Genomic DNA, 16,249 nt, shown 5'->3' with positions numbered 1-16,249 from the left:
GGGTGGGTCCAATCAGGCGGCGACGGGACGGCGCAGGCGGGTGCGCAGGTCGCGGTGGATGGTGTCGGCCTTGGCGGCCATCTGGCTGAAGGAGGTGGCGCTGCCGATGCCGTGCCGCCACTCGGTGAGTCCGTCGAGGTAGACGCCCACCTGGCAGTCGTCGGTGGTCTCGGCCCGGTAGGCGCGGGTGACCTGGGGCCGGCCCCGGTCGTCGAGCCGCAGCCAGGGGGCGAGGGGGGTGAGCACCTTGGGGAAGGCGGACTCGCGGTAGCCGGTGCAGACGATCACCGCGTCGGCCTCGATGCTGCCGACCGAGCCGGTGAACACCTCTTCGGTGGCCAGCCGGATCCGGCCGTCGGGGAGTTCGTCGAGGCCGGTGATCTCGGTGCGGCGGTGCATGTGCAGGCGCCGGGTGCCGGTGAACCCGTCCTGGTACACGGCCTGGTAGAGGGCGGTGGACACGTCCGGGTCGACGGCGGCGTAGTTGGTGGCGCGGGCCTGGTCCAGGGCCCGTTCGCGCTGCTCGCCCTCCAGGGCGTAGAAGTAGTCGGTCTCGTCGGGGAAGTAGACCTCGTTGCTGAAGTGGCCGAGTTCGTACATCCGGAAGCCGGCGTGCCGGACCACCGAGTGGACCTGCGTCGCGGGGTCGCGGCCGGCCAGGTGGAGGACGATCTCGCCGGCGGTCTGGCCGGCGCCGATGACGGCCACGCTGCCCAGGGGACGCTCGCCGAGGGCCGCGAGGCGCGGCAGCAGCTGCGAGGCGTGGAAGACCCGCTCGCCCAGGTGGGGGCGGAAGGTGTCGGGCACGTAGGCCTCGTGGCCGGTGGCCAGGGCGAGGTTGCGGGTGCGGACCCGGTGCACCGACCCGTCGCGGGTGTCGCGGCTGACCACGTCGACGGTGTCGACGCGGCCGTCCGGGCCGAAGACCGGCTCCACGCAGGTGACCTCGCGGTCGTAGGACACCGGTCCGCGGACCTGGCGGGCGGCCCACTGGACGTAGTCCGACCACTCCAGCCGGCTGACGTAGCCGCCCATCAGGGTGAAGGGGTAGAAGCGGCCGCTCTGCTGGAGGTAGTTGGGGAAGGTGAAGCGGGAGCGCGGGTCGCGGGGGGTGGCGAAGTCGCGCAGGAAGTGGTGCTGGATGTCGGTGCCGGGCAGGACCAGGTTGGGCTGCCAGGCGGAGTCGGGGGCCTTCTCCAGGTAGTGGGCGGCCAGCGGGTCGCCGCCGGCGGCGTCGTCGTGGTCCTCGACGGCGGCGGCGAGGGCGATGCCCGACGGGCCGAAGCCCGCCACCACCAGGTCCTGGACGTCTCGGGGGGTCTCGTAGGGCATCAGAATCCCACCTCGGCGAAGGCGACGGGGTCGGGCGTGACGTCCGGGGCCGGGGCGGCGGCGTCCTCGGCGGTGGTCGCGGCCAGGGCCGCGACGAGGGCCTCGCGGAGGATCCGGCCGGCGTGGTCGATCTCCTCGGCGGTGCAGTTGAGCGGCGGGAGCATGCGCACCACGCAGTCGTCGCGGCCGCCGAGCTCGATGATCAGGCCGCGTTCCACGGCCTCCCGCTGGACCCGCTTGGCCAGTACGTCGGCGGGCCGGCCGGTCGCCGGGTCGGTGAGTTCGACGCCGGTCATCAGGCCGAGTCCGCGTACGTCGGCGACGTACGGGCTGAGCGCGCGCAGCCCCTGGAGGTGGACCATGAGCTGGTCCGCGCGGGCCCGGACGTTCTCCAGCACGCGCTCGCGCCGCACCACCTTCATGGTGGCCACGCCGGCTGCGAACGCGGGCTGGGTGCCGCGGAAGGTGCCGGTGTGGGCGCCGGGCTTCCACACGTCGAGCTTCTCGTCGTAGAGGATCACCGAGGCGGGCAGGCCGATGCCGCTGAGCGCCTTGGAGGCGCAGACCACGTCCGGCTCGATGCCGTACTGCTCGAAGGCGAACCAGGTGCCGGTGCGGCCACAGCCGCTCTGCACCTCGTCCACGATCATCGGGATGCCCAGCCGGCGGGTGACCTCGCGGACGCGCTGGACGAACTCCACGTCGGCCGGGATCACTCCGCCCTCGCCCTGCACCAGCTCCATGATCACCGCGGCGGGCGGGGTGAGGCCGCCGTTGACGTCGGTCAGCGCGTTCTCCAGGAACGTGGCGCAGTTGACCTGGCAGGAGTCGCGCTTGAGGCCGAGCGGGCAGTTGTGGCAGTTGGAGTAGGGGAAGAAGTGGACGCCGGGCATCCGGCCGCGGACCGGCTCCTTCTGCTCGACCAGGCCGGTCACGCTGAGCGTGGCGAGGGTGGCGCCGTGGAAGCCGCCCTGGAAGGTGACGACCTCCTCGCGGCCGGTCGCCGTCTTGCACAGCTTGAGTGCGGCCTCGACGGCGTTGGCCCCGGTCGGGCCGCAGAAGTGGATCCGGGTGCGGGCCCGCATCGGCTCCGGCAGCATCGAGATCGTCAGGTCGGTGAATTCGTCCTTGACCGGGGTCGGGAAGTCCAGGCCGTGCACGAACTCGTCGAGCTGGCGGTGGGCGGCGGCGAGCGGCTCGGGGTGGTTGTGGCCGAGCGAGAGCACGCCGGCTCCGCTGAGGAAGTCCAGGAAGACGTTTCCGTCGAGGTCCTCGACGTAGGAGCCCTTGCCGCGGCGGATCGCGATGGGGAGTTTGCGCGGATACGAGCGGGAGTTGGACTCCCGTTCGGCCTGGCGGCCGAGCAGCTCCGCGCTGCGCGGACCGGGCAGCGGCCCGCTGACGGCGGGGGCCCGGTAGACCGGCTCCACCGGCGCGTCGAGCGGGGTGTCGATCGTGGCAGTCATGGGTGGTCTTTCGCGTCAGGCGGCCGCGAGCGCGGCGCTGCGGTCGGTGCGGTCGGCGGCCAGCGTGGTGCTCAGGCGCTCGGTGAGCGCGTCGGTGAGGGTGGCGGCGCGGAGCGAGAGCAGGCTGAAGGAACCGGCGTCGCCGATGCCGTGGCTGGACTCGCACAGACCGTTGAGGAACAGCGGCGGGGTGCCGTCGGCCACCGGCTTGAGCGCGTAGTCGGCGCCGACCGCGAGGCGGCCGTCGGACTCGGTGGCGAAGCGGTCGGCGAGCGGGGCCATCAGCGGCGGGCACAGCTCCTCGTGCGGGCCGGGGCCCATGTTGCGGAAGCCGGTGGCCAGGACGGCGAAGTCCACGGCCTCGGTGGTGCGTTCGCCGGTGACCCGCTCCAGGAAGTCGATCTCGACGCGGTCGCCGGCCGTGCGCAGGCCGGTGGCCTCGTGGTTGCCGCGGAGGAACACCCGCTGGTCACCGTCGAGTTCCTGCTCGTACATGGTGAGGTAGAGCTCGCGCAGCACGTCGCCGTCGGCGGAGGAGTAGTTGGTGCCGTGCATGTAGCCGTCCAGGGCGCGCTTGCCCTCGCGGCTGGCCCGGAAGTAGTAGTCGGTGAACTCCGGGAAGTAGCCCTCCTCGCTGAAGGGGCTGGTGTCCTTCAGCTTGAGCGAGTGCGAGCGGGTGTACGTGGTGACCTTGGTGCGGGGGAAGCGGCGGCTGAGGTCGAGGGCGAGCTCGACGGCGCTCTGGCTGCCGCCGATGACGGCCACGGACTCCGGCTCGCGTCCCGGGCCGGTGAGCTCGGCCAGCCGCGGCAGGTACTGGGTGAGGTGGAAGACCCGCGGGGTGCGCACCTCGTCGTAGGGGGCGGGGACGTACGGGGTGCGGCCGGGGCCCATCACCAGGGTGCGGCCCAGGTACCGGCTGCCGGACATGGTGGTGACCTCGTACACGCGCTCCCCGGACTGCTCCACGACCTCGACGCGGGCGGCGCGCTGGTTGCAGTCGACGAGGTGGGAGAAGAAGCCGGCGGCCCAGCGGATGTAGCCGGCGTACTCCTTGCGGAGGGGGAACTCGGAGGGGACGTTGAGGTGGCGCAGCAGCCGGCCCTGCTCGTGCAGGTAGTTCAGGAAGCTGTAGCGGCTGCGCGGGTTGCGCAGGGTGACCAGGTCGCGGCTGGGGTGGTTCTGGATGTCGGAGCCGTCCAGGAGCATGCCCGGCTGCCACTCGGGCTGCGGGCGGGCCTCCAGGAAGCGCGCGGTGAGCGGGGAGTCGCGCTCCTCCAGGGCGATGGCCAGGGCCAGGTTCGCCGGTCCGAAACCGATGCCGAGGACGTCGTACACCGGGGCCGGGGCGGGGGTGGTCGGGCTCATCGTGCGGTGCTCCTTGCCGTGACAGTGGTGAGGGTCGGGTTTCCGTCGAAGTCGATGCGCAGGCCGGAGAACCGTCCGGCGGCGTACAGGCGCTGGTCGGTGCGGTACCAGAGCGGGATCAGGGCCAGGTCGGCCATGGCGGTGAGGTCGGCGCGCCGCCAGGCGTCGGCGCGCACCTCCGGGTCGGTGGAGGCGCGGGCCAGGGCCACCAGCTCGTCGAAGGCGGGGTTGACGTAGCGGCCCTCGTTGTCGCCGTGGGCGGTGCCGTGCTCGTCGGGTGCGGTGCAGGAGGAGTGCAGCAGCGGGAAGAGCATGTTGTCGGGGGTGGGGTAGTCGCAGGCCCAGCCGGCCCGGCAGAACCCGTGCGCCGCGATGGAGGTGCGGTGGTCGACCAGTCCGCGGGCGTCCAGGCGGATCAGCTCCACCCGCCAGCCCAGGACCTCCTCCAGGCCGCGGGCCAGGGCGTGCACCCAGTCGTCGTGGCCGGCGCCGGTGTTGTACGCGAAGGAGACCTCGGTGCCGGGCGGCAGGCCGGCCTGCAGGGCGGCCTCGCGGGCCCGCTCGGGGGCGTACGCGTGCCAGCCGGCCGGGTCGAGCTCGGCGAGCGGGGTGTGGGCCCTGCCGAACCAGGGGGAGAGCAGGGAGTGGGCCGCGGTGCGGGTGCCCTTGAAGTAGGTGTCGATCAGGCCCTGCCGGTCGATGGCGGCGGAGAGGGCGCGCCGGGCGTCGAGGGAGTCCATCGGCGCCTGGTGGCAGAAGGGGATCAGGTAGAACAGGCCGGCGCCCTCCTGCTCCAGGAAGCCGCGGTGGGCGGCCGCCTCGGCGGTGCGGGCGGGCGGGACGCGGGCGTAGTCGTAGGTGCCGGCCAGGAAGCGGTCGTACTCGTCGTCCAGGGCGGTGACCGGGTCCAGGATGTCGATGTGGACCTCGCGGATCTCCGGGGCGGTCCCGAACCACAGGCCGTTGCGGAGGAGCCTGATCGACTCGCCGTGCCGCCAGGGTTCGGCCATCAGGAACGGGCCGTTGCCGATGGGGCGGTCGTTGTACTCGGGGTTGAGGGCGGGGCCCGCGCAGGAGGGCACCGGGCTGAAGATCGGCTGGAGCGTCTTCAGGTCGAACTCGACGTCCGGCGAGCTGAGTTCGACGACGAGGGTGGCGTCGTCGACCGCGGTGAAGGAGGACACGCCCGCCAGGTGGTAGGCGGTCTCGGTGTTGGCGCGGGGGTCCAGGGCCCGGGTCCAGCCCCGGACGAAGGAGTGCGCCGTGACCGGTTCGCCGTTGCTGAACACCGTGTCGGTGCGCAGGTGGAAGGTCCAGGTGGTGGCCGCCGGGTCGCTCTCCCAGGAGACGGCGGTGGCCGGGCTCAGGGTGCCGTCCTCGCCGAGGGCGAGGAGGCCGGTGAACAGGGCCTTGCAGACCAGGATTCCCTCACCTTCCTGGGCCTTGTAGGGGTCGATGGCGGTGGGCTCCGTGATTCCCATCCGGAACACGGGGTCGTTGGCGTGCACGTGTGGCTCTTTCCGCGGTCGGTCGGAACGTCGGGTTCGGTGCGTGGGTGGGGGCGGGCGGGGCGGGCGGGCCCTCAGGCGGCCGAGGGCACGGCCGGGGCGGGCGGTACGACGACCACGTCCAGCTGCTCGTCCAGCTCGTCGGCGAGCCGCTCCACCCGGTCGATGTCCGCGACCGAGCGGTACGGCGCGGCCACGGCCAGCGAGCCGGCGATCTCGTACCAGCCCTCGGGGGCGCGCCGCAGCCGGTCACCGGGCGCCGAGGCCGGGATGTACGAGCGGAAGTACGGCGAGTGGTAGGCGTCGCCGGGGTTGTTGCGGACCAGCGTGCCGGTGCGGTACGCGAACTTGATGCAGGTCGCGGCCCGGGGCGTGGCCGACCGGGGCACCTCGCCGTCCAGCACCGCGGCGCGGGCGGCCGGGTCGTCCCCGGCGAGCACGGCCTTGGCGTACAGCCGGACCGGGTCGATGCCGTGGACCTCGCGCAGGTTGCGGTAGTTCTGGCCGCCGCTCATCCGGGTGGCGAACTCCACGACGCGGTAGCGGCCTGACGAGTCCTGCCGGAACTCGGCGTTGAACAGGCAGTTCTCCACCCCGAGGGCGGCGGTGATGCCCTCGGCCACCGCGACCAGCTCCGGCTCCTCGCCGGGGGTGCGGAACGGCAGGGTGTAGTAGTCCTCCTCGAAGTACGGACCGGGCATCTGCATCTTGTTGGTGACGCCGACCAGGTGGAAGGTGCCGTCGATGACGACCCCGTCGAGGGTGACCTCCTTGCCCGGCAGGAACTCCTCCAGCAGGGCGATCTCCGGGCCGTCGCTGGGGAAGTAGCCGCCCCATTCCTCGGCCAGCCGGGCCACGTCGGCGAGGGCCCGCTCCAGCTCGTCCCGGTCGCGCACCAGGCTCACGCCGATGCTGGCGGCCAGCGCGCTCGGCTTGACGATGAAGGGGTACGTGAACGACTCGGCGGCGGCCAGGCCGGCCTCGACGCCGGTCACGCTGGCGAAGCGGGGACCGGGCAGCCCGTGGCGGTGCAGGAAGTCCCGCTGGAGCTTCTTGTCGCGGGAGATCGCGTCGGCCTCGGGGCGCGGCCAGCGGTGCCCCAGCAGCAGGTTGACCTTGGAGGTGACGGCGATGTCGCTGTCGTAGAAGGTGATCGCCGAGGTGATCCCCAGCCGGCGGGCGGCGTCCGCGCAGTACTCGGCGAGGGCGGTCCCGGCGAGGTCGGCGGGGAGGGGGACGACGGAGGCGAAGCGGCCGTCGTCGGCGGCCTTGGTGACCCCGGTGGCGAGGTGGATCTCCAGCCCCATCCGCTCCAGCGTCTCGATGTGCTCGCGGTGCCACGCGTAGGTGTTCCGCATGATCAGGAGGATCTTCACGACCGGTCCTTCGGGGTCTGGGCGGGCGTACGGGTGACGACGGCGACCTTCTCGGTCAGCCGCTCGGCGGTGGCGACTGCGGCCTCGGTGTCGGGGCCGGTGGCCAGCACCTGGCCGACCCGGTCCCAGTTGCCGCGCAGCTCGCCGACGGTGTCGCCCGGCTTGACGGTGGTCTCCACGTCGATCACGCCGTCCAGGGCGCGCGCCTCGTCCGCGCCGGCGATCTCCACGACCTCGCCGGCGGCGGCCGACAGGAAGCGGGTGGCGGCGGCGCAGCGGGCGGCCGGCCGTTCGGTGAGCGCGGGGATCAGCCGGAACTGCCAGGCGACGATCCACTCTTCGAGGTCGATGCCGTAGGCGGCGTCGAGCAGGTCGAAGATCCGGTCCCCGCCCATCCGGTTGTGGCTCTCGATGATCTGCGGACCGGCCGGGGAAAGGCGCAGCTCGGTGTGGGCGGCACCGTCGGCCAGGCCCATAGCGTCCAGGAAGAGGGAGACGGCCTGCTCGACGCGGCGCTCGTCGGCCGGGTCCAGGCGGGCCGGCAGGGCGTGCCCGAGCTCGACGAAGCCGTCACCGGTGAGCTTCTCGGTGATCGACAGGACGATGTGGCGCCCCGCGAAGGAGAAGCTCTCGACGCTGTACTCGGGGCCTTCGATGTACTGCTCGGCCAGGTAGCGGCCGATGGTGAAGAAGGAGCCCCACTGGAGGTCGGTACGGGACCGCAGGGCCTCCACGCCCTCCCAGGCCGCGGCGGCCTGCTCCGGGCCGTCGATCCGTACGACGCCGAGGCTGGCGGTGGCGTCGACCGGCTTGAGGACGAACGGGTAGCCGTGCTCGGCGCCGAAGGCGAGCAGCGCCTCCGCGTCGCCGACCTCGGCGCAGGCCACGGAGAGGGCGCGGACCTCGGCGGAGTCGGAGGCGTTCAGGTGCCGGCGCATCGCGTGCTTGTCGCGGAGCAGCTCGGCCACCTCCTCCGTGGTGTTACCGAGTCCCAGGTGGTCGCTGATCCGGCCGGCCGGCACCAGGCCGGGCTCGGTGATCGAGACGACCCGGGTGAACCCGTACGCCCGGTGCGCCGCCTCGACCAGGGGGCGGGTGACGTCCCAGTCGGTGTAGTCGGCGATGAGGACGGCCTCGGCGAGTTCGGCCGCCTCCGGCACGAACTGGTCCTTGTGCTGGATGAGCACGAAGCGGATTCCGAGGGCCGCCGCTTTGCGCAGCGTCTGTATCCGACCGCCGACGACGAGAAGCTTGTGTTCGGTCATGGCCAGAACCCTGCCGGTTGAATTCCGGTCGCGGAACCCTTTACGGGTGGCACAACCGTGCCCGGCACGAATAGCGCGCCCGGGCCGTCTTCATGGCAGGAAAGTGCCCGGCTCATTCATGCCAGCCGTCCCCTCTTTCGGTGCGCCTGACCTGCGGGTTCCATGGACGGCGTCATCTCGCAGCCGTAACCCCCCATGCCCCCAGAAGGAGCTCCCCCATGGCCAGCGGAGAACCCATGCGCCAGAGATTGCGCGAACTGCCCAGAAGTGCCTGGGTCATCTTCGCCGGAATGTTCCTCATCAAATTCGGCAATTTCCTCAACGTTTTCCTGGTGCTCTTCCTGGTGGCCCAGGGATTCTCGGCTTTCGAGGCCGGTGTGGCGCTCGGCGTGGTCGGGGCCGGCACCTTCGTGGGCAACGCCCTGGGCGGCACGGTGGCCGACCGGTTCGGGCGGCGGGCCACCATCGCGGTGTCGATGTTCGGCAGCAGCGTGTTCACCGCCCTGGTGCCGCTGACGGACGGCCTGTTCACCACCACCGCCCTGGTGGGCCTGGTCGGCGTGTTCGCCCAGCTCTACCGCCCGGCCGCGGGCGCGCTCCTGGTCGACGTGGTGCCCGAGCAGAACCGGGTCACCGCGTTCGCCGTGCTGCGTCTGGCCATCAACGTGGGCATGGCCGTGGGTCCGCTCGTCGGCGGTCTGCTCAGCGGGATGTCCTACACGTACGTGTTCATCGGCGACGCGCTGTTCTCCTTCGCCTTCGGTGCGCTGGCCCTGTTCACCCTCCCGGCCGGGCGCCCGCCGCGCGCCGAGCCGGTGCCGGCCGACGCGGCCGCCGGGGGCAAGCCCAAGGGCGGCTACCGGGTGGTGCTCACCGACCGCCCGTACGTCCTGTTCCTGCTCTCCATGACCGCCGCGACCTTCGTGTACGGCCAGTCCACCGTCACCCTGCCGCTGCACGTCAAGGACGCCGGCTTCGACAACCACGTCTACGGCCTGCTGCTGGGCCTGAACGCGCTGCTCTGCGTGCTCATCGAGCTGCCGCTGACCAAGCACACCGAACGCCGCAACCCGCGCCGGGTCATCGCGGCCGGTCTGGCCCTGCTCGGTCTCGGCATGGCCCTGACCGGCGCCGGCAGCGCCATCTGGTTCCTGGCCCTGACGGTGGTGGTGTGGACCGTCGCCGAGACCGTTTACACCCCGATCGCCAACGCCTACCCGGCCGAGTTCTCCCCGGCGCACCTGCGCGGCCGCTACCAGGGTGCCGAAGGCATCGCCCACACCCTGGGCGGGGCCCTGGGCCCGGCCGTCGGCGGCCTGCTCTACGGCATCTCCGCGCCGCTGCACTGGGTGGTCTGCGCCGCCGTCGCGGGCCTCGGCGCCCTGCTGGTCCTGGGCGCCGACCCGGGGCAGCGCAACACCACCGACACCACCGACACCACCGACACCGCCGACAACACCGACGGCACCGACACCACCGGCACCGCCGAGGAGCAGCCCGCCGGGGCCGCCGCCGGCCCCAGGGCCGCTGCCGGGCAGCAGGCCGTACCGGCCGCCGCCACCGCTTCCTGACCACCCGACCACTGTCACCCGACAGCACGACCGAACGAACGAGAGGCACCCCGTCATGACCACGCAGACCGCGACCGCGGCCGCGGCCCAGGCCCTGGCCGACACCGAGGTCCCCCGCATCGACATCCCCTCGGCGACCGAGGACCCGGCCGCGTACGTCACCGCGCTGCTGGACGTGGCCGCGGGCCGCGACGTGTTCGACGTCCTGGCCAAGACCCCGGTCTGGGCCGCGCGGCTCTTCGCCGACCTGTCCACCGAGCTCGCCGAGACCGTCCCCGAGCCCGGCGAGTGGCCGGCCGCCTTCGTCGTGGGCCACCTCTTCGACGTGGACATCGTCTACGGCTTCCGCTGGCGCCTGGTGGCCACCGAGGACGACCCGGTCTACCCGGGCTACGACGAGACCCTGTGGGCGCCGCTGCCCCGGCTCCCCTTCCGGCAGATGCTCGACGCCTGGACCGGCCTGCGCGCCTCCAACGTCGCGCTGCTCACGGCGCTCTCCCCGGAGGACTGGCAGCGCACCGGCCGGCACGGCGAGCAGGGCGGCGAGACGATGGAGGTCATGATCCGCAAGGTGGTCGGCCACGACATCGCCCACGTCAACCAGATCTACCGGGCGATCCGCCTGGTCCGCCGGGCCGCCGGCCTGGACGTCGCGGAACTGGACGCCACGTACGCCTCGTTCGGCCTGCACTGACGGCCCGGCCCGGCCCCGGTGGGGGACTCCCGCCCGCGCACCACCGGCGCACGCCCGGTGGTGCGCGGGGGCGTGTGGTCCGGGTTGCCGGGGATTGCCGGGGATTGCCAGGGGTTGCCGGGGGTTGCCGGGGGTTGTGCCCAACCGGTGCGTCCGCCCGCGCGCCGCCGGGCCGGCCGTCGCGGTCACGTCCTCGCCGGGCCGGTCTGCCGGAACGCTTCACCCCTTGCGGGAGGCGGGTTTCGGCCGCCGCGGAGGCGCTGACCTGCGGCTCCGGGGGCGCGAATGAGGTTTATCCGATGTTGCTCATGCTTGCGGGGGAATCGCGCTCTCCGGGGTGGTTCGCCGGGGATTCGGTGGGCAACTCTGGTCTCGCGACCTCGTCACCACAGCGACCGAGGCGGTCGGCCAACTGCCTTGGAAACCAATCCCGTTCGGTATCCGGAGGATTCAGACATGGCAAGCATCCGTACCGCCCGCGTCATCGCCGCCGTCGCCGCGCTCCCCCTCGCCGCCGCACTCTTCGGCGGGGTCGCCCAGGCCGACAACGGGGCGCTCGGGAACGACGGATCGAATGCGAGCGTCGCCGGCATCATCGGCAGCGGTGTCGGAGGGAACAACAACGGCAACTCCGCGACCACGCAGCAGGTGGCCACCGGCTCCGGCGCGTCCAACCAGAACAACACCGCCCAGGTCGACGGCTCCGCCTTCACGGCGATCGGCCAGTCGAACTCCAATGTGGCGGTGAACTTCCACCCCTGGTGGTAGACCTCCTCCTCGTGCTCGGGGCGCCTGTACGACCGGACCGGCTGGGGTCCGGTAGTGCAGGCGCCCCTGCGCGTTCCCGGCGGGTGCCCGCCCTTGACATCCCGGGCGGATCTGACGGACAGTCAGATTCATTCGCCTACGCCCGGGAGGTCAGCGCCGTGCACCTCGCCCCGACCGAAGGCCAGTCACGGCTGCGCGCCGAACTGCGGGCCTACTTCCACGACCTGATGCCGCAGGGTCCGCCCGATCCCGCGGACGGTCCCCGCCAGCGCGAGCTGCTCCGCCGCATCGGTACCGACGGCATGCTGGGACTGGGCTGGCCCGTCGAGTACGGCGGCCAGGGCCGCGGCGCGGAGGAGCAGTTCGTCTTCTTCGACGAGGCCTACCGGGCCGGAGCCCCCGTCTCGATGGTCACCCTCAACACCGTCGGCCCGACCCTGATGAAGTACGGCACCGACGAGCAGAAGGACTACTTCCTGCCCCGCATCCTGCGCGGGGAGACCGTCTTCGCCATCGGCTACTCCGAGCCCGAGGCTGGCACCGACCTCGCCGCCCTGCGCACCCGGGCGGTCCGGGAGGGCCCCGACTGGGTGGTCGACGGACAGAAGGTCTTCACCTCGAACGCCCAGAACGCCGACTGGATCTGGCTGGCCTGCCGCACCGACCCCGGGGCACCCAAGCACCGCGGCATATCGATCATCCTGGTCCCCACCACTGCGCCCGGCTTCTCCTGGACCCCCATCGAGACCGTCGGCGGCCTCACCACCACCGCCACGTACTACGACTCCCTCCGGGTGCCCGCCGGCAACCTCGTCGGCCCCGAGAACGGCGGCTGGGGTCTCATCACCAACCAGCTCAACCACGAACGGGTCGCGCTCGCCGCCATCGGCATGCAGGCCGAGGACTTCTACGCCGCCGCCCTCGCCCACGCCCGCACCCCCGACCCGGACACCGGCGACCGCCCCGCCGACCAGCCCTGGGTGCGCTCCCGCCTCGCCGAGGCGCACGCCAGGCTGGCTGCCGTACGGCTGCTGAACTGGCGCCTCGTCCAGGACGTCGGAGCCGGCACCCTCGCCCCCGGCGATGCCAGCGGGGTCAAGTTCCTGGGCACCGAGACCACAGTCGACGTCTACCGGATCTGCCAGGAGGTGGCCGGCGAGGAAGCCCTGGTCCGCGGCCCCTCCGGCTTCGGCGGCGGCGCCCTGGAACGGATGAACCGGGCCGCCCAGATCAACACCTTCGGCGGCGGCGTCAGCGAGGTCCAGCGGGAGATCGTCGCCACGATGCGGCTCGGCATGAAGGGACGGAAGCGGTGACCGAGGACCGGCCGGACGCCCTGTACGAACGGCTCCGCACCTTCGAGGGGCGCCCCGCGGCCACCGGCGGCACCGGCAAGGACCCGGTCAACGCACCCATGATCCGCCACTGGTGCGAGGCCATGGGCGACACCAACCCCGCCTACACCGGCCCCGACGCCATCGCCCCGCCCACCATGCTCCAGTCCTGGACCATGGGCGGCCTCTCCGGCCACACCGACGGCACCGGCCGGTCCACCGCCTACGACGAACTCCTCGGCCTGCTCGACGACGCCGGCTTCCGCTCCGTGGTGGCCACCGACTGCGAGCAGGAGTACGCCCGGCCCCTGCGCCCCGGGGACACGGTCACCTTCGACGCCGTCATCGAGTCGGTCTCCCCCCGCAAGACCACCCGCCTCGGCACCGGCCACTTCGTCACCACCCGGATGGACGTCCGGACGGGCGGCGAGCTCGCCGGCACCCACCGCTTCCGGATCCTCAAGTACGCCCCGGCCCGCCGCCCCGCCACCCCGACCGGGCCCGCCGCGCCCGCGGCCCGCCGCCCCCGCCCCGTGGTCAACCGCGACAACCGGGGATTCTGGGACGGCGTCGCCGAGCACCGGCTCCTGATCCAGCGCTGCACCGGCTGCGGCATGCTCCGCTTCCCCTGGCTGCCCGGCTGCAACACCTGCGCGAGCCCCGACTGGGACACCGTCGAGGCCTGCGGCAGCGGCACCGTCTACTCGTACGTGGTCATGCACCACCCCCCGTTCCCGGCCTTCGACCCCCCGTACGCGGTCGCGCTCGTGGAACTCGCCGAGGGGGTCCGGATGATCAGCAACATCACCGGCGTCCCCTACGACAAGGTGCGCATCGGCATGCCCGTCCAGCTGGAGTTCCTGCGCTTCGACGACGAACTCGAACTCCCCGTCTTCCGCGCGAGCGAGGCCTGATGGACTTCCGCCCGACCGAGGAGCAGGCCGCCGCGGCGGACCTCGCCGCCCGGATCTTCCGCGACCTCTCCACCCACGAACGGCTCACCGCCGCCGGCACCGGCACCGACGCCGAACTGTGGAAGGCCCTGACCACCGCCCAGCTGGTCGCAGCCGTGACCGACGTCGGCCTGCTCGGCCTGGTCCTGCTGCTGGAGGAACAGGGCCGCACCACCGCGCAGGTCCCCCTCGCCGCCACCTGCGTGTACGGCCTGCTCGCCGTCACCGCGCACGGCACCCGGGAACAGCGGGACCGCCTGCTGCCCGCCCTCGCCGACGGAGCCGCCGTGGCCACCGGAGCCTTCCCGGACCGCGGCCGCATCCACGCCGACGCCGCCGGCCGGCTCAGCGGCGCGCTGCCCTCTGTCCCCTGGCTGCGCGACGCCACCCACGTCCTGGTGCCGGACGCCGGCCGGAGGCTGTGGCTGCTCAGGACCGACGACCCGGGCGTCACCACGGAGCCGGTGGAGACCACCGCACCCTGGTCCGCGGGCCGCCTCACCCTCGACGGGGCCGCCGCGGAACCCCTCGGGAACGGCCCCGACGCCTACGAACAGGTCCTCGACACCGCCCGGACCGCCTTCGCCGGACTCCAGGTCGGGGTCTGTGCCGGCTCCCTGGCCCGCGCCGTCTCCCACACCTCCACCCGCGAGCAGTTCGGCCGCCCGCTCTCCACGAACCAGGGCGTCCAGCTCCGCGCCGCCGACGCCTACATGGACACCGAGGCCATCCGCGTCACCGCCTACGAGGCCGCCTGGCGAGCCGACCAGCGACTGCCCGCCCGGGAACACGCCCTGACCGCCGCCTGGTGGGCCTCCGAAGCCGGCACCCGCGTGGTGCACGCCGGCCAGCACCTGCACGGCGGCACGGGCGCCGACCTCGACCACCCCGTGCACCGGCACTTCCTGTGGGGCCGCCAACTGGACGCCTACCTGGGCAGCGGGCCCGCCCTGCTGGCCGAGCTGGGCGCCGTACTCACCAAGGAGCAGCGATGAACGTCGGCGACACCCTGCCGCCGCTGGAGATCCCGGTGACCCGCACCCTGATCGTCGCCGGGGCCGTGGCCTCCCGCGACTACCAGGACGTGCACCACGACGCCGAACTCGCCCGCGAGAAGGGCTCCCCGGACATCTTCATGAACATCCTGACCACCAACGGCCTGGTCGGCCGGTACGTCACCGACCGGCTGGGCCCGCGCACCGTGCTCCGCCGGGTCGCCATCCGCCTCGGCGCGCCCAACCATCCCGGCGACACCATGACCCTCACCGGCACCGTCACGGCCGTGGACGGCGGCACCGTCGAGATCCGCGTGGTCGGCGCCAACGGCCTGGGCCACCACGTCACCGGCACGGTCACCGCGGAGGTTCCGGCATGAGCGTCCGCAACCGCGACTCCCTCGGCGGCCGGGCCGCCGTCGTGGGCATCGGCGCCACCGAGTTCTCCAAGGACTCCGGCCGCAGCGAACTCAAGCTGGCCGTCGAGGCCGTCCACGCCGCCCTCGACGACGCCGGCCTCGGGCCCGGGGACGTCGACGGCATGGTCACCTTCACCATGGACACCAGCCCGGAGATCACCGTCGCGCAGGCCGCCGGCATCGGGGAGCTGTCCTTCTTCTCCCGCATCCACTACGGCGGCGGCGCGGCCTGCGCCACCGTCCAGCAGGCCGCCCTCGCCGTCGCCACCGGGATCGCCGAGGTCGTCGTCTGCTACCGGGCCTTCAACGAGCGTTCCGGCCGCCGCTTCGGCTCCGGGGTCCAGCAGCGGGAACCCTCCGCAGAGGGCGCCGCCCTGGGCTGGTCCCTGCCCTGGGGACTGCTCACCCCCGCGTCGTGGGTGGCCATGACCGCCCAGCGCTACCTGCACGCGTACGGCCTGACCCCGGAGGCGTTCGGCCACGTCGCGGTCACCGGCCGCCGGTACGCCGCGACCAACCCGGCCGCCTGGTTCCACGGCAAGCCCATCACCCTCGCCGACCATGCCGCCTCGCGCTGGATCGTCGAACCGCTCCGTCTCCTGGACTGCTGCCAGGAGACCGACGGCGGCCAGGCCCTGGTCGTCACCTCAGCCGAACGGGCCCGCGACCTCCGGCACCCGCCCGCCGTGATCGCGGCCGCGGCACAGGGAGCCGGCCGGCGCCAGGAGGGCATGACCTCCTTCTACCGCGACGACCTGACCGGACTCGCCGAGATGGGCGTCGTCGCCCGGCAGCTGTGGCGCAGCTCCGGCCTCACCCCCGCCGACATCGACGTGGCGATCCTCTACGACCACTTCACCCCCTTCGTGCTGATGCAACTGGAGGAGTTCGGCTTCTGCCGGCCCGGGGAGGCCGCCGATTTCGTCGCCGCCGGCGCACTGCCGCTCAACACCCACGGCGGTCAGCTGGGCGAGGCCTACCTCCACGGCATGAACGGCATCGCCGAAGCCGTCCGCCAGCTCCGCGGCAGCTCCGTCAACCAGGTGACCGGGGCCTCGCGGGCCCTGGTCACGGCCGGTACCGGGGTTCCGACCTCCGGCCTGGTCCTGACCGGCGGTTAGCCGCCCCGCAGTCGACTTCCGTCGACCCGCGCGCCCCGCCTCCTCCACCTGAAGGAGGTGGGGAAGGCCCCACCCCTAC

At 72.8% G+C, this 16,249-nt stretch carries 14 protein-coding genes; 8 read left to right on the top strand and 6 right to left on the bottom strand.

Annotation, left to right across the window (positions count from 1 at the left end; all coding sequences use genetic code 11):
• Positions 1-12 precede the first annotated feature (12 nt).
• The 6 genes from ACFY61_RS20490 to ACFY61_RS20465 form a co-directional block, all read right to left on the bottom strand.
• Positions 13-1,332 carry a SidA/IucD/PvdA family monooxygenase gene (locus ACFY61_RS20490; protein ID WP_389473818.1) on the bottom strand — a complete coding sequence of 440 codons (1,320 nt, stop codon included), beginning with the start codon at positions 1,330-1,332 and terminating at the stop codon, positions 13-15.
• Positions 1,332-2,798 (bottom strand): diaminobutyrate--2-oxoglutarate transaminase family protein, encoded by a 1,467-nt coding sequence (locus tag ACFY61_RS20485; RefSeq protein WP_389473817.1) that lies wholly within the window; start codon positions 2,796-2,798, stop codon positions 1,332-1,334. Before ACFY61_RS20485 ends, ACFY61_RS20490 begins: the two co-directional genes overlap by 1 nt.
• A 15-nt stretch (positions 2,799-2,813) precedes the next feature.
• The gene (locus ACFY61_RS20480; protein WP_389473816.1) at positions 2,814-4,166 is read right to left on the bottom strand and encodes a lysine N(6)-hydroxylase/L-ornithine N(5)-oxygenase family protein; all 1,353 of its coding nucleotides are present in this window, start codon (positions 4,164-4,166) and stop codon (positions 2,814-2,816) included.
• Positions 4,163-5,674: an ABC transporter substrate-binding protein gene (locus ACFY61_RS20475; protein WP_389473814.1), complete on the bottom strand. Its 1,512-nt coding sequence runs from the start codon at positions 5,672-5,674 to the stop codon at positions 4,163-4,165. The genes ACFY61_RS20480 and ACFY61_RS20475 overlap by 4 nt, the downstream gene beginning before the upstream one ends.
• 74 nt (positions 5,675-5,748) lie before the next feature.
• On the bottom strand, positions 5,749-7,050 hold the full coding sequence (locus ACFY61_RS20470) for an acetyl-CoA carboxylase biotin carboxylase subunit family protein (RefSeq protein ID WP_389473813.1): 1,302 nt from the start codon (positions 7,048-7,050) through the stop codon (positions 5,749-5,751).
• Positions 7,047-8,315, bottom strand: coding sequence for an ATP-grasp domain-containing protein (locus ACFY61_RS20465; RefSeq protein WP_389473811.1), 1,269 nt, complete (start codon positions 8,313-8,315; stop codon positions 7,047-7,049). The genes ACFY61_RS20470 and ACFY61_RS20465 overlap by 4 nt, the downstream gene beginning before the upstream one ends.
• A gap of 218 nt (positions 8,316-8,533) precedes the next feature.
• Here ACFY61_RS20465 and ACFY61_RS20460 point away from each other — a divergent pair, with 218 nt between their 5' ends.
• The 8 genes from ACFY61_RS20460 to ACFY61_RS20425 all read left to right on the top strand — a co-directional run bounded on the left by ACFY61_RS20460 (position 8,534) and on the right by ACFY61_RS20425 (position 16,170).
• Positions 8,534-9,886, top strand: coding sequence for an MDR family MFS transporter (locus ACFY61_RS20460; RefSeq protein WP_389473809.1), 1,353 nt, complete (start codon positions 8,534-8,536; stop codon positions 9,884-9,886).
• A 55-nt stretch (positions 9,887-9,941) separates the two neighbouring features.
• Entirely contained in the window at positions 9,942-10,580 is a 639-nt protein-coding gene (locus ACFY61_RS20455; protein WP_389473807.1) for a DinB family protein, read from the top strand.
• A 456-nt stretch (positions 10,581-11,036) separates the two neighbouring features.
• The gene (locus ACFY61_RS20450; RefSeq protein ID WP_389473805.1) at positions 11,037-11,348 is read left to right on the top strand and encodes a hypothetical protein; all 312 of its coding nucleotides are present in this window, start codon (positions 11,037-11,039) and stop codon (positions 11,346-11,348) included.
• A 158-nt stretch (positions 11,349-11,506) separates the two neighbouring features.
• Positions 11,507-12,664 carry an acyl-CoA dehydrogenase family protein gene (locus ACFY61_RS20445; RefSeq protein ID WP_389473804.1) on the top strand — a complete coding sequence of 386 codons (1,158 nt, stop codon included), beginning with the start codon at positions 11,507-11,509 and terminating at the stop codon, positions 12,662-12,664.
• The gene (locus ACFY61_RS20440) at positions 12,661-13,596 is read left to right on the top strand and encodes a bifunctional MaoC family dehydratase N-terminal/OB-fold nucleic acid binding domain-containing protein (protein WP_389473802.1); all 936 of its coding nucleotides are present in this window, start codon (positions 12,661-12,663) and stop codon (positions 13,594-13,596) included. The genes ACFY61_RS20445 and ACFY61_RS20440 overlap by 4 nt, the downstream gene beginning before the upstream one ends.
• Positions 13,596-14,630, top strand: a complete 1,035-nt coding sequence (locus tag ACFY61_RS20435) for an acyl-CoA dehydrogenase family protein (RefSeq protein WP_389473800.1) — start codon at positions 13,596-13,598, stop codon at positions 14,628-14,630. Before ACFY61_RS20440 ends, ACFY61_RS20435 begins: the two co-directional genes overlap by 1 nt.
• On the top strand, positions 14,627-15,010 hold the full coding sequence (locus ACFY61_RS20430; protein ID WP_389473799.1) for a MaoC family dehydratase: 384 nt from the start codon (positions 14,627-14,629) through the stop codon (positions 15,008-15,010). The genes ACFY61_RS20435 and ACFY61_RS20430 overlap by 4 nt, the downstream gene beginning before the upstream one ends.
• Complete coding sequence (locus ACFY61_RS20425; RefSeq protein WP_389473797.1) at positions 15,007-16,170, top strand: lipid-transfer protein; 1,164 nt, start codon at positions 15,007-15,009, stop codon at positions 16,168-16,170. The genes ACFY61_RS20430 and ACFY61_RS20425 overlap by 4 nt, the downstream gene beginning before the upstream one ends.
• Positions 16,171-16,249: the final 79 nt, after the last annotated feature.

Source organism: Streptomyces sp. NPDC012888 (genome assembly GCF_042900645.1).
GTDB lineage: Bacteria > Actinomycetota > Actinomycetes > Streptomycetales > Streptomycetaceae > Streptomyces.
The sequence above is the reverse complement of the archived record's forward strand: the minus strand, read 5'-3'. Positions and strand labels throughout refer to the sequence as shown.